The organism is Bacteroides oleiciplenus YIT 12058 (assembly GCF_000315485.1).
Classification (GTDB): domain Bacteria; phylum Bacteroidota; class Bacteroidia; order Bacteroidales; family Bacteroidaceae; genus Bacteroides; species Bacteroides oleiciplenus.
In genome coordinates this window covers 521,011-534,956 of sequence record NZ_JH992943.1, presented here as the reverse complement: position 1 = coordinate 534,956, position 13,946 = coordinate 521,011, and the positions used below count along the sequence as shown (strand labels likewise).

General features: G+C 41.8%; 12 protein-coding genes. 9 read left to right on the top strand and 3 right to left on the bottom strand.

From position 1 onward, the window contains the following. Nucleotides 1-64 precede the first annotated feature (64 nt). The 8 genes from HMPREF9447_RS18480 (at nucleotide 65) to HMPREF9447_RS18450 (ending at nucleotide 9,922) form a co-directional block, all read left to right on the top strand. Nucleotides 65-1,054 (top strand): FecR family protein, encoded by a 990-nt coding sequence (locus tag HMPREF9447_RS18480; RefSeq protein WP_009131294.1) that lies wholly within the window; start codon nucleotides 65-67, stop codon nucleotides 1,052-1,054. Between the two features lie 92 nt (nucleotides 1,055-1,146). Continuing rightward, the gene (locus HMPREF9447_RS18475; protein WP_009131293.1) at nucleotides 1,147-4,464 is read left to right on the top strand and encodes a TonB-dependent receptor; all 3,318 of its coding nucleotides are present in this window, start codon (nucleotides 1,147-1,149) and stop codon (nucleotides 4,462-4,464) included. A gap of 20 nt (nucleotides 4,465-4,484) precedes the next feature. Beyond that, on the top strand, nucleotides 4,485-6,296 hold the full coding sequence (locus tag HMPREF9447_RS18470; RefSeq protein WP_009131292.1) for a RagB/SusD family nutrient uptake outer membrane protein: 1,812 nt from the start codon (nucleotides 4,485-4,487) through the stop codon (nucleotides 6,294-6,296). 43 nt (nucleotides 6,297-6,339) lie between these two features. Next, nucleotides 6,340-8,109: a glycerophosphodiester phosphodiesterase family protein gene (locus tag HMPREF9447_RS18465; RefSeq protein ID WP_009131291.1), complete on the top strand. Its 1,770-nt coding sequence runs from the start codon at nucleotides 6,340-6,342 to the stop codon at nucleotides 8,107-8,109. A gap of 15 nt (nucleotides 8,110-8,124) precedes the next feature. Next, nucleotides 8,125-8,256: a hypothetical protein gene (locus tag HMPREF9447_RS29290; RefSeq protein ID WP_009131290.1), complete on the top strand. Its 132-nt coding sequence runs from the start codon at nucleotides 8,125-8,127 to the stop codon at nucleotides 8,254-8,256. A gap of 13 nt (nucleotides 8,257-8,269) precedes the next feature. Next, nucleotides 8,270-8,494, top strand: a complete 225-nt coding sequence (locus HMPREF9447_RS18460; RefSeq protein WP_244267645.1) for a hypothetical protein — start codon at nucleotides 8,270-8,272, stop codon at nucleotides 8,492-8,494. A gap of 52 nt (nucleotides 8,495-8,546) precedes the next feature. Beyond that, a complete protein-coding gene (locus HMPREF9447_RS18455) occupies nucleotides 8,547-9,389 on the top strand; it encodes an AraC family transcriptional regulator (protein ID WP_009131289.1) in 843 nt (280 codons plus the stop codon). Between the two features lie 68 nt (nucleotides 9,390-9,457). Further along, nucleotides 9,458-9,922 (top strand): DUF4405 domain-containing protein, encoded by a 465-nt coding sequence (locus HMPREF9447_RS18450; RefSeq protein ID WP_009131288.1) that lies wholly within the window; start codon nucleotides 9,458-9,460, stop codon nucleotides 9,920-9,922. Between the two features lie 467 nt (nucleotides 9,923-10,389). On the opposite strand, the gene HMPREF9447_RS18445 is transcribed toward HMPREF9447_RS18450, so the two are convergent. The 3 genes from HMPREF9447_RS18445 to HMPREF9447_RS18435 form a co-directional block, all read right to left on the bottom strand. Then, nucleotides 10,390-10,758 (bottom strand): helix-turn-helix domain-containing protein, encoded by a 369-nt coding sequence (locus HMPREF9447_RS18445; protein WP_009131287.1) that lies wholly within the window; start codon nucleotides 10,756-10,758, stop codon nucleotides 10,390-10,392. Nucleotides 10,759-10,842: 84 nt separating this feature from the next. Continuing rightward, a complete protein-coding gene (locus HMPREF9447_RS18440; protein ID WP_009131286.1) occupies nucleotides 10,843-12,954 on the bottom strand; it encodes a BT4734/BF3469 family protein in 2,112 nt (703 codons plus the stop codon). Between the two features lie 81 nt (nucleotides 12,955-13,035). Beyond that, the gene (locus tag HMPREF9447_RS18435; RefSeq protein ID WP_009131285.1) at nucleotides 13,036-13,266 is read right to left on the bottom strand and encodes a DUF4248 domain-containing protein; all 231 of its coding nucleotides are present in this window, start codon (nucleotides 13,264-13,266) and stop codon (nucleotides 13,036-13,038) included. A 186-nt stretch (nucleotides 13,267-13,452) separates the two neighbouring features. On the opposite strand from HMPREF9447_RS18435, the gene HMPREF9447_RS18430 reads away from it, so the two are divergent. Then, nucleotides 13,453-13,938 carry an HU family DNA-binding protein gene (locus tag HMPREF9447_RS18430; protein ID WP_009131284.1) on the top strand — a complete coding sequence of 162 codons (486 nt, stop codon included), beginning with the start codon at nucleotides 13,453-13,455 and terminating at the stop codon, nucleotides 13,936-13,938. The last annotated feature ends 8 nt before the right edge of the window (nucleotides 13,939-13,946 follow it).

Sequence of the window (13,946 nt, the reverse complement as noted above, 5' to 3'; positions counted from 1 at the left end):
TTTTTCTTTATATGAGGGTTGGGTAAGATAAATTATAGTTGTTACATCTTTAGAGAGCGAAATTATGAAAACAGAAAAACAAATTCAGATATTGGCTATCCATTACTTCGAAGGACAGATTTCGAGGGTGGACGAAGACCGTTTATTCAAGTTCATTCAGGAGAGTGAGGAGAATTATTCGCAGTTCAAGGCATGGGAACATGAGTGGCTGCTTTCTTCGGAAACTGATGAGAGGACAGAGCGCGAATGGGAGAGATTGCAAGTTAAGATGCGTACCCGTGAAACTATTGTTCCGATGCTGCCGTCCTCTAAATTCACGTTCTGGAGAAAGATAGCTGCTGTTGCCGCGATTGTGGTTCTGACAGCCGGAACCACCTTAGGTATATGGAATACAATTTCGTATTTGCAGCCGGAGACTTACCTGACGCTTGAAGCACCTTATGGTGAAAAGAGCAAAATGACTTTGCCGGACGGTACGGTGATTTGGCTGAATGCGGGCTCTAAACTTCAATATTCCAATAACTTCAATACTGGTAATCGCCGGGTGAAATTAGAAGGAGAGGGGTATTTTGAAGTCACTAAGCACAGTGGCAAACAATTCATTGTAGAGACAATGGCTTATGATGTGGTAGTGAAAGGTACGAAATTCGATGTATCTTCTTATTCGGATGATAATTTTGTCACTACTACTTTAATTGAAGGAAGTGTGGAACTTTTGCGTGGTGAGCAAACTGTGAAGATGGAGCCCGGAGAATCTGTACGTCTGGATTTGCTTTCTGGGAGATTTACCCGTAACAGGGTGAATGCTTCGCAATCAAAAGCCTGGTCAGAGAACAAATTAGAGTTCGACCATATCACGTTGAAAGAATTGATTGTGAAATTATCCAGACAATATGATGTGAAAATTCAGCTTGAATCAGAACAATTGGGGAATAAAACTTTCCATTTCTCACTTCGGAACCAAGAAACGATAAGTGAGGTTATGGAAGCTTTGCAAAAGATTATCCCGATCACTGTGGAACGTAAAAAAGAATATATATATATACGAGAATAAAACATGTTTTAGTTTCAACCTTTTTAGTATTCAAACTATGTCTAACAAATTAAAGAACAGTTTTTATTAACAACGATTCTAATTTTTACACTATGGACAACATGAAGAAACATTTGTGTCGGTTGCTTTTATTAGTGGCCTTATGCATAAGTTGTGGTATGGCAAATGCCCAAGTTGTGAGCAAAGATTTCGAGGCGCAGCCTTTGAAATCAGTCTTAAAGGAAATAGAGCAACAGACTGGTTTATCTATTATTTATGAAATCAACGAAGTGGATGGAGAAAAGAAAATTACCAAATCTTTTTTAAATGCTCCAATAGAAAAGGTACTTTCTGAAATCCTTGATAAGAATTTGGCATTCAGTATACAGAATAAAATGATTGTTATATCTAAGAAAGACGTGACAGGAACTTCTAAAAAAAATCTGAAGAAAATTACAGGTAAAATTATTGATGAAAAGGGAGAACCTGTAATTGGTGCTACAGTCTTGGAAGAAGGGACGTCGAATGGTGCAATTACTAATGTAGATGGTGAATTTTCTTTGAATGATGTTATTGAGAATTCTATTTTGACTATTTCATATGTTGGTTATAAAACTATTCAATTGAAAGCATCCGATAAGAAACTTTCCAATATAGTACTTCAAGAAGATAGTGAGTTGATAGATGAAGTTGTGGTTGTCGGCTATGGTACGGTAAAGAAACGTGATTTGACGGGATCTGTTGCATCTTTAAGCTCTGATGTTATTTCTTCTGTTCCGGCTACATCGGCTGTAGAGGCTTTACAGGGGCGTGCATCTGGTGTTGTTGTTTCCACTTCTAATTGGGCGCCGGGAGAAACACCTTCTATTTTGATCAGAGGAAAACGATCTATTAATGCCAGCAATGATCCTTTATTTGTTGTAGATGGAATTCCTGTTACTGGCGGTATGGGAGAGATAAGTCCTTCGGATATTGAATCTATGGAAGTTTTAAAAGACGCCTCGGCAACAGCTATTTATGGTTCAAGAGGAGCAAATGGTGTTATCATTATTACCACTAAGCAGGGTAAGGAAGGAAAAACGCAAATAGATTATAATGGTTATGTCGGTGTACAGACTATACAAAATAAACTGGATTTGATGAATGGAGCAGAATATGCTGAATATACCCGTGAAGCATATCGCAACAGCAGTGGCTCCAACAAATATCTTTCAGATACTCCTAATAAAGAGCAAGATATGCTGCTTCCTATGTTCAAGCAAGATCCTTATGTATTAGAGTCTGTAATGATGGCTTATGATGAAAATGGTAATTATGATCCTTCAAAAATACGTTCATACAATTGGTTTGATGATGTGACACGTAATGGACTCATCACAGATCACCAATTGAACATCCGCGGCGGTGGTGCAAAAACTAATTTTATGGCTTCGGTCACTTATAATAAAACAGAGGGTATAATGAAGGATAAAGACTATGAACGCTATTCAATTCGTTTCAATATCAGTCACAATATTAATAAGTATATTAAATTTGGCGGGCAAACTCAATATTCTCATTCAGTTCAGAACCGGGGCAGTGGGATGGAAACTGACATGTACTTATATCGTATAACTCCATTGGGGCGTTTTATCAATGAAGATGGTACTTATCCTGGTTTGGTTGGTGGTGACTCTCAAATGTATAACCCTTTGATGAATACAGTAGAAGGTGCCGTTGACCGTCCTTTGAAGACCAGTCGCTATTTAGGTAGTTATTTTGTGGACATTAAATTCCCTGTAAAAGGATTGAGTTTCCGTTCCAATTTGGGTATTGATTCGCGTACTGTGCAAGACTATGAATACTTTGCTTCTGCTACAACAGAACGACAGTTGGGAAATTCTGCTGCCAGTAATTCTGTGGAAAAGTATTCGATGATTACTTGGGAGAATTATTTCACTTACAATCGCGATTTCAATGAGAAACATTCTTTAGGTGTAACTCTTTTGCAGTCCATCCAGCAAGATTTAAAGGAAACCTTGGGAGCTTCTGTACAAAACACTCCGTCTGATATCTTAAAGTACTATGATTTGGCCTCCGGTTTATTAATTGATGGCGTAGACAGTGATTATGTAAAGTGGAATATGGCATCTTTTATGGGGCGTATCAACTATAATTATCTGGGGCGTTACTTATTGACTGTTTCTGCACGTTATGATGGTTCTTCACGATTGGCTGACGGTCACAAATGGGTGTTATTTCCATCAGCAGCTTTGGCGTGGAGAATTAGTGATGAATCTTTCATGAAGTCACTTTCTTGGGTAGATAACCTGAAACTTCGTTTAGGATATGGTAAGACAGGTAACTCTTCAGTAGATCCCTATCAGACGAGAGGAAAGCTTGGAAAGAAACGTTATGTTTATAACAATGGTACTACGGAAATAATGGGTTATGCTCCTTCTCTTATGGCTAATAGCTCTTTGACGTGGGAAACTACTGATCAATGGAACATCGGGTTCGATTTTGGTTTTCTGAAGAATCGTATCAATGGTTCTGTCGAGTTGTATTTGCAGAACACACATGATTTGTTGCTTGAACGTCAATTACCGGTGGTATCCGGTTTCTCCAGTGTGATGTCTAATGTAGGGTCTACACGTAACAAGGGTATTGAAATAACTTTGAATACGCGTAATATCCAGACCAATAACTTTACTTGGAGTACAGATTGGATGTTCTCTGCTAATAAAGAAGAAATTGTGGAATTGTATAACGGAAAGTCAGATGACATTGGTAACCGTTGGTTTATCGGTAATCCGATTGACGTATATTATAATTATGAGAAGATCGGTATCTGGCAAAATACACCGGAAGATTTAGCAGAGATGGCTAAGTTTAACGAAAAAGGAGGAAACTTTACAGTGGGCAGTATCAAACTTAGAGATGTGGATGGAGACTATAAAATTACAGATAAGGATAAGATTATTTTGGGTAATAAGCGTCCGAAGTTTGTGGCAAGTTTGGTGAATAATATTGAGTATAAGGGATTTGATTTCTCTATTTTCTTGTATGCCAGTATTGGACGTATGCTGAAAAATGATATCGAATTTATGGAGAAGCCCGGACGCGCCAATTCTGTCAGGGTAAATTATTGGACTCCCAATAATCCTACCAATGATTTCCCTCGTCCGAGTGCAGATACTGAGAAGCTGGATTATATCTCTACTATTGGATATGATAAAGCGGATTTCCTGAGAATTAGAAATATTACTTTGGGATATACTCTGCCGAAAGACCTGACACAGAAAGTTATGTTGAATAAAGTAAGGTTTTATTTGAGTGCTAATAATCCTTTTATCTTCACTAATTTTACAGGTGTTGATCCGGAGGGAGCTAATGGACGTACTTCACCAAGTTATAGTACTTGGATGTTTGGTGTAAATCTTTCTATGTAACCTTATAAATGTAACTGAATATGAAAAAGATAAATGTATTTTTGTTGATGGTTAGTTTGTTGCTCGGAACCACAGGTTGTGCCAATTGGTTGAGTGAGGACGATGCCCCTAAAATGACTTATGATTATTATGGAACCGAGCAAGGAGTGGATGCGGCAGTGGCTGCTGCATATAGTTTTCTACGTTGGGGATGTGGTGGTGAACGATATGACGTGTTAACTGAATTAGGTACTGATTTGTTTACTGCCGGAAGCGATGGAAACAATAAAACATCGTTTAATGGCTATGGTACTCAATTGAACCCGGAAAATAGTATCTTGTCAAAATTGTGGGAGAATCATTATAAAGGTATCAGTGATGCAAATATTGCTATGGATCAGATTCGTAAATCTGATATGAGTGAATCCAAAAAGATGACTTCGCTGGGCGAGATGCTTTTTATCCGTTCTTTTTTATACTTTGAATTAGTACAGCAATTTGGAAAAGTGCCTTTGGTAACTGAAGGCAGCTTCGAGATTCGTACCGATTTTAAACGCACTGCAATAGCAGATATATACAAACAGATTATTACCGATTTGCGTACGGCTGTTGAATATTTACCGGAAAAGGTGGATGACTCACAAAAGGGAAAAGCGACTTCCTATGCGGCTTCACATTTGTTGGCTAAAGTCTATTTAACGAGAGGGAGTGCTGTGGCAGATGTTCGTGGACAAAAGGTAACAGATATGGATAGTGTTCTCTATTTTGCAGAGAATGTGATAAAGAATAGTTCTTATCGCTTGCAAAAGAATTTTGCAGATTTGTGGGATATAAATAACATGGGAAATTCTGAAGTGATTTTTGCTGTCCAGTTTACTTCAAATCCTATTTTCAATGATGAAGGGAATACTTTCCATTTATATTGGCTGCCGGTTTATGATGACGAAGCCGGTATGGAACGTGATATATTTTATGGGCGTCCATATAAGCGTTATCGTCCGACAGATAAGGTCTTATTCGGACTTTACGACCGTAAAAACGATTCTCGTTTTTATAAGAGTTTTCGTTGGGCGTATATGTCAAACTATACAAAGACAATTCCTGTATGGGAACAACTTGAAGATAAAGGTGAAATCTATTTCACTCCTGATCCGTCGAAAGGACAGATAGCAGGAAAAAAGAAATTTGAAGTAGGTGATACGGCTATATATTACACCATCGAGAAAACCGGATTCACAAAGAACAGCATAGAGATGAAGAAACTGCGTGCTAATAAATCTTATACTTATTATCCGTATGAGGTACACGATTCCAAGCATTATCCTACTCTAATCAAGCACATGGCTCCTAATCGCCCTTCTGTTGCAGAGAGAGCATCATCACGTGAATGGGTACGCATGCGTTTAGGTGAAACCTATTTGATAGCTGCCGAGGCGGCTGGCAGGAAAGGTGATTTTGATTTGGCTGCCCAATATATTAATGTCATCCGTGAACGTGCCGCATGGGCAGATGGAGAAACTAAAACTGCACAATACTGGGAAGTTGAAGGGGGAGATATTAATGATATGAACAGTACTTATGATGATATAAAAGTAACTGCTGCTGAACTTTCAGCCGGTGATTTCGTATCGTTTATGTTAGATGAGCGTGGTCGTGAACTGTTGGGTGAAATTTGTCGTTGGGAAGATTTAGTACGTACGGAGAAATTTTATGAATGGGTGAAGAAATATAATTCTGAAGCAGAAGCAGCTATTAAGCCTTATCATAAGCTACGTCCCATTCCTCAGACTCATATTGATCGTTTAGATCCTGTAGGACCAATTGAAGAAGAACAAAACGAAGGGTATTATTAATTTTATTTGAGTAATTATGACAAAAAGAATATTTGTATTATTCATGTTTTGTCTTTTATCAACCTGTTTTGCCCTTTGGGCAAACAGGCTTGATGATATAAGGACAAAGCTTTTTAATCCTCAGTGCAAGGATGTATTGGTGGCGGCTCATCGCGGTGACTGGCGCAATGCTTGTGAAAACTCCTTGGAAGCCATAGAAAATGCCATTCAAATGGGAGTAGATATTGTTGAAATAGATCTTGCTCGTACCAAAGACGGATATCTGATTTTACTGCATGACAATACCCTCGACCGCACTACTACCGGAAAAGGGAAACCTGAAGAATATACATTGGCTGAAATAAAGAAACTGCGTTTGCGGAACGGGTGCCATATTAAAACTATTTACAAGGTTCCCACTCTTGAAGAGGCATTATTGGTTGCCAAAGGACATGTTATGCTTAATTTGGATAAGGCTTTTGACTATTTCGATCAAGTATATGAATTATTAGAGAAGACAGGAACCACCAATCTGGTGATAATGAAAAGCAATGCTCCGGCAGAAGAAGTGAAACGTGATTACGGAAAATATCTGGATAAGGTGGTTTTCATGCCGAAGGTTAATTTGGATGAAGAAGATGCCATTCAGAAGTTAAATGATTATCTTCGGGTATTGAAACCAGTGGCTATTGAATTTAAGTTTGCCCATGATACCAACCCGTTGCCCTACGAAGTGAAGAAGATAATGGCCGGGAAATCCCATATCTGGTATAATACTTTATGGGATACACATGCGGGCGGGCATGATGACGATTGTTCACTGGCAAACCGGGATAAAGGGTATGGATATCTGATAGATAATCTGGGGGCAACGATCTTACAGACCGACCGTCCGGCATACCTGATTGACTATTTGAAACATAAATTGAAAGTAATGGATTGCAAACTTGATTGGACATATCTACAGTCAGAAAATGAATTTCAGGCTCCTTCCGTTCCTTATTTTACAGTTGAGGAGTGCTTCCTGAAAGGCAAACAGAGTCCTCAGACCAATGAGGATGGTATTATTATTACACCTTACTTTGCGGCGGTAATTGATGGTGCTACGGCTAAATCCACCTTCACTTACGAGGGTAAGAAAACCGGCCGACTGGCTATGGAGCTCGCCGTAGAGGCTATACGCGATTTTTCGAAAGATATTGATGCTGCTGAGGCTATTGGTAAGATAACGGAGAAAATACATGATTTTTATGTGAAGCATGGTTTGCTTGATGAGCTAAAAGCAGAGCCGGGCAAACGTTTCACGGCTAATGGCGTGATTTATAGTTATGCCCGGAGTGAAGTTTGGCAGGTGGGTGATTGTCAGTGTATCATTGGTAATCTGTATTCCTCTAATGAGAAGGAGATTGATGCTATTATGGCGAATGCCCGTGCGGCGGTCAATGAAGTGGCTTTGCTGGACGGGGCTACAATGAAAGATCTGGAATCTCACGATCCGGGACGGGAATTTATCTATCCTTTTCTGCAGAAACAGGCTGTTTTGCAGAATTGTCCGGTAGAAGGCCAGCGGTTTGCCTTCCCTGTGTTTGATGGCTTTCCCGTGCAGATGAAACTGGTGAATATTTTCCCCATTGGAGATGCGGAAGAGGTGATATTGTCTTCTGACGGTTATCCTCATTTGTATTCCACCTTGCATGAATCGGAATGTTATCTTACAGATATTCTGGAGAAAGATCCTATGTGTATGCGGTTGTATAAGAGTACAAAAGGGATAAAGAAAGGAAACTGTTCTTTTGACGACCGCGCTTACCTAAAGATAAAAATAAAGAAATAAAATATTTTATTGATTATGGAATTAGAAGAATTGCGCGATGCGCTGAAAATTGCCAGTGATCGCGAGTATGCGCTCGTTGAAGAGCTGCTGGTTAGTGTAGAGAAAAAAAAGTCTGCTCCGGCAGATCCGGCAGACGGAGAAGCATGATACACCTGCCCGGTTGGAATACTACGGTAACCCGAAGGTGGTTGCCAGAGTTGTTGTGAACCTGATAGAGCAAGGGAAGTTGCGCTACAATGGAGCGGACAATTATACACAGATTATCCGTTCGCTGACTTCGATGATAGATGTGGTGAATGTGGAGACGGGAAAAATAATGAGCGGGGAGTCGCTGCTGTCGTATGCAAAGCGGATACGGGCGGGAGAATTGCCTGAGTATGAATGATGAAAGGCGGAGTAATCCGCCTTTTTTGCTAACTTTGCCAAAAAACATCTGAATGACGGATATTCCTATACATAAAGCAGTTCAGCAGTCAGACTTCGGGATATTTGCAAAGGAGGTTTCTCCTTCTTCACCGAACAGGATGATCGATTACACTCATCGGGATAACTACTATATATTCGGTATGGTGGAGAGCGGAACGTGTCGTGTCAGCGTTGATTTCAAAGACTGTATTTTGTCGGCGGGCGACGTCATCTGTACCCAGCCGCATCAGGTTCATCATATTGTGGATACGGGCGACGCAAAGGCGCTCCTTCTGTTTATCGACGGGGTATTTATAGACACTCCGACAAAGCAAATTCTTGCCGAGGATACGTTGGCGCCGATACCATTTAAGCTAAACGATGTGCAACGCTCCGAATTGGCTCAACTGTTTTCCATGATCCTCCGCAGAATCAGCGAACAGGAAAACGACGAATTGAAAACTGTGCTGCAAAATCTGTCAGGTGCCGTCGTTGGGATTATAACGGATGCCACTCGGAAAATGATAGGGCAACAGTCCAAAAGCAGAAGACACGTTGAAATTACATTGGCGTTCAAAGAACTGCTTTCCTCGGAAAAGCAGATAAACAGAGAAGTGTCTCATTATGCAGAATCTTTGCACATCTCGTCGGTGTATCTGAACGAAGTGGTAAAGAGTGTTACGGGCGTGAGCGTCAGTAGGTACATCCAGAACGAACTCATATTGCAGGCTAAACGGATGTTGGCGTACACGTCCTTGACGATACGGGAGATTTCAAATCATCTGGGAATAGATGATTATACCTATTTTACCCGGTTGTTTACAAAGGCGGTGGGAGTGAGTCCCACTTGCTATCGGAAGAAATACCTCGAATAGTACAATCTTCACCTCGGATAGTCTATCCTTCTATTTATCAATGTGCGGTATCTTTGCAAATAAAAAAGATGAATAGAAACAGATTTATTTACTTGACGGATTTATTGTTGGTTCCCGTATTTGTTTTGTCATTTTATACGGGTGTCGAGTTGCACATTGCAGGAGAAGGAACTGATCATGAGGTGTGGCACAATTGGGCAGTATTCCACACGATTGTCAGTTTGTTGTTTATGGTGCTTGGGATTGTTCATGTCAAGAGTCATTGGGGCTGGTATAAAGGGTTGAAAATGATAGGGTGCAAAGGCAAAAGGAAAGTCGTGTTGCTGTTGTCGGTGCTTTTCTTGCTGGCTGTTGTTTCGGGGCTGTCGTTGATACTCTTTGTTGATGGCGTCAACTCTGCGATGGGATTGTGGCATTATAGAATCGGTATTTTCGTGAGTGTTTTCGGGGTGCTTCATGTGTTGAAAAGGAAAAGAATTCTATATAAAGGAGTGAGGATGCATGTATTGGGTAAGGGGAAAGGGCGGAAATGATTTTCTGCCCTTATTGCATTTTGCCTGTTAGCAGCTCATTCTTGAGGAAATCATAAACATAAAGTGAACTTTGATAATACAAATTCACTCATATTTTTATCAGTTTAGAAATTGAAGATATACTTCCGAAAAAATATTGTATTGTCATCCCTTTCAATGAAATGAATGATTAAATGAAAGGGTTACGGAAAAAAAACGGCGAAAGATTTGAAAAATACCGTCATATTTTTCAAATCTTTCACCGCTTTTTTCAAATTTTCCGCCAACTTTTTGAAGTCTGTTTCTCTGGCTTTTATTTCATCATACTTTTTATTATATGAATTGTGTTGGCGATGTCTTTTTCATTGGAACGATTAGGTAGAGATAGGTTACTTTCTAAAACTTTCGTGAGGAAGATAAAAATAGAAAGTGATTACTTACTATAATAAAAGTATATCCGGGAAGTTATAGAAGTAATCTACTTCTACCTAACCGTTTGATGCGTTTAAAGTGTAGAATGATTTCACTTTCACGATATTAAGATTCAATGAACGGCGACCATTCAGAATATCGCTGACTCTGGATTCTGATATTCCCAGACATTTAGCTGTTTCTTTCTGCTTTAAGTTATTCGCTTCCATTTTTGCCCGAATAGCATCAGTAATCAAAGTTGAAACTCTTCCGGGTAGTGGATGATAGGCAGCTTCCCATTCGCTGATGGCTTGAGAGAGGACTATGTATTTTGTTTTGTCTTCCTCACTCAATAATTCCATATCACCCAAAGATGTACCTTTAGTGATAATGCTCTCCATTTCTGCTTGATAAGCGCGGAATTCTTTTTCTGTCTTAATCTTCATATATATGCCTCCTATATAGTTTTCTTTTTGGAAATTGTTTAACGTTTCATCTATGGATGCATATATCCGGTTAATGGTATATCTTTATTGATACAACTGATTATTTCTCACACTCTCCGCCTCCAGAAGTATCACTTCATAGCGCCTCATATTCTTGCTTGTCACATACTGGAAACCGTATTTGGTGAGGATCTTTCCTATCAGAATCTTTCCGGCATGATTATATTGATAGCCGGTTCTGTTTCGGATTTCCTCTGCCATTTCACTTACAGTCATGTACTTGAAACTCTCGAAGCGCTCCGGTTTTCGGAAGTGCGTCAGTACCATTTCCTCTTCGGGAGTCTGGAAGAGGAAAGGCTTATTGTTGAGTTCTATCTCATCATTCTCATAGGCTTCGAACCAGTAGCGGTAACCACTGTCCAGCAGATGCTTGATTTGGGCATAAAGCTGCGCATAGTCGATTTCGAGGCGGTCTATCTTTTCGATTTCGTAGCAGAGGAAACGGCGGTTGCCGGTGGGGTCGTACAGCACTTGCGGATAGTTGCAGGTGCCGGCAAAGGAAGCCCAGTGTGGCAGGTTCTGGGTGTGGCGGGCATAGGGCAGGCGAATGCTGATAAACTTGCGGGTGATGAGGTCCTTCAGCAGACTTAACTCGTGACCTGTCATGCCCTCGAACTCGTCGAAGTTGATAAGCATGTATTCCGACATGCGGGAGAGATCGTCCTTGTTTCCGGCGGAGATGATGCCGGTGCTGAGGTAATCGGTTCGCAACTCGTGCGGCAGAATGTTGTTGATGAAAGTGGTTTTTCCCAGGTTCTGCTTGCTGCATAGCAGGAGGCAAAGGTGGTTCACTACCTCTTCCCGTGTGGCGGCGGCAACCATACCCACTAGAAAATGTCTGAAACCTTTCAGCCAGAACTCAGTCTGAGCGGGGAGGGTGTGAACGCTGCCGGCGAGAAGGCCGATGTGGTCGATGCCGTCCCATTGGGGCAGATGATTCAGATATTCGCGGATGGGATGGTAGGAGAAACTGAAATCGGAGTAGATCAGGTTCTCCATGTTCTTGACGCTACAAGGGTAACCGGCTTCGTTCAGTTCCAGCCAGATGCTGTTGCTCGTCATGTCGTCCAGCGTGACGAAATCATCTTCCCCCTTTTTGCGACACTCCATGCGGTGCTTCATCTGGTTGTAACGCGTTTCGTAATGGCTGTTGATGTACTGTCCGATGCGGAGGAAATTCCATTGCGGAGTGGTCAGTTTGCATGTGTTATGTTCACCGGTATGCTGGTAAGCACTGTCTGTCAGGGAGTTGATTTCTTCTGGTGGCAGATCGGTGAAGTTGAGGTGCAGGAAAGGGAGGACTTCTTCTTTGGGGATGCCATAAGCGTTGTAGGTGCAGGCCAGTTTGAACAGATAATTGTTGCGGTTGCCCTCCTCGTACTTGTTTTTATGGTCGTGGTAGTAAAGAAGGAGGGTGAGTAGGGAATGGCTTTCGCTTTGGGTATAGCAGATGTGATCCGAAGGTTTCAGGCGGGAGGTTGTGCTTTCCGCTGTAGCAGCAGCCTTTTTTCGTCCGGGAGTTTTCTTTTTCTTTTCCCTGAGCGGACGGTTGAGGTCGATAATGAGAATCTGCGGGGCGGGATTCAGGTAGACGTTTTCGTCGTGGGGCAGATAGCAGATGCGTGTCATGTCTTTGCCCGATTCGTCGATGTCCGTTTGGCAAAGTTCCTCGTAGAGTGCCGCAACCTGATCGTAAGCGTGGGCATGATAATTGCGGACTTCTTCGGGAGACTGCGGCAGGGTGCCGTCGGGCAGGCTGGTCTGTACAGTCAGTTTGTAGCCGTTGCCTTTCGGACTGGTGAAACTGATATGGGTGAACGGATTTCCGGTGACGGCTTCTGAAATGCGTACCAGTTCTTCGGGAGTTTTCTTGTCGAGATCGATGACGATTTCTCCGTTGTACTCTGTCAGCTTGTCATACCGGCGTCCGCCGGTGAAGCGGGCGGAGAAGGTGACGGAGGAGAGTTCTCCTTTTATGAAATCAGCGGTTGCGATGTCATTGGCAGTAATATGCTGTCGAATGTCAAGGGTCATGTGTGCCAGTTTCTCATCGTGGCGGATGAGGTTGACCACTTCTTGGTCGGTTACTTCGCCGACGGGCGGCTGTTTTTTGTTTTGAAAATACGAATACTTCATTGTTTGTTAAAATTTGGGTGCAAATTAACGAATGTGTACGATAACAGGGAATAACTTTTGCGTTTCTGCGTAAAGTTATGTTTAAGGCTCGCCCAGATAATTGATTATTTCCTGCACCTGGCGGGGTGTGAAAATTCGGTTCCGGTCCTGATAGCCCAGGTGAACCAGCCCGGCATATAATTCGGAGTTGTGGAGTATCCAGCGGCGAAGTACTTGTGTGGCATTTTTGAGGGTGAGTTGCGGGTTGTAGAGGTGAGCCAGTTCCGATTTTGTGTAACTGCGCACTGTGAAGGTGCTTTTTTCTTCTTTCATGTCTTTATCTTTATTGATTACTAATGTGATGTAAATTTACTAAAAATAAACGGTCTGAGAAAGTTTTGGGACGTGTTTGTTTCAATAATATTCGTAAAGCTTCATTGGCGATAAAGGGGTGTTTCGGGAAAGCTATCTTTGCTGTGTAAATCAATGATTCACATATATTTTAAATTTAATTTTATTATGGCAACATCCATGAACTATTCGGTAGTGGCTCGTAAAAATCCTTCAAAGAAGGATGAGCCGAGTAAGTATTATGCCCTGGCGCAGGCTTCGGGCGAGTTGGACTTCGACGAAATGTGCGAGGCGATAACCGGGCGTACCACATGCACGGAAACTGATGTGCGTGCTGCACTGGCGGGCATCATTTATGAGGCGAAACGCGCTTTGAAGGCGGGACGCATTGTGAGACTGGGAGATTTGGGCTCTATGCAAATGGGGGTCAGTAGCAAGGGTGTGGAAAAGGCGGAAGATTTTACTGCCTCCATGATAAAAAAATCGCGAGTGAACTTCCGGCCCGGCAAGGGGTTGACGGACATCACCAAGACGATGGCATATACCCGTGTGCTGACGCGAAGTTTACAGACTCCCGGCACGGGAGGCAGTGGCTCGGAGGGAGGAGGCTCCGGTAGTGGGGAAGGAGGACTTGAGGAGGATCCACTTGGTTAAATTAAAAA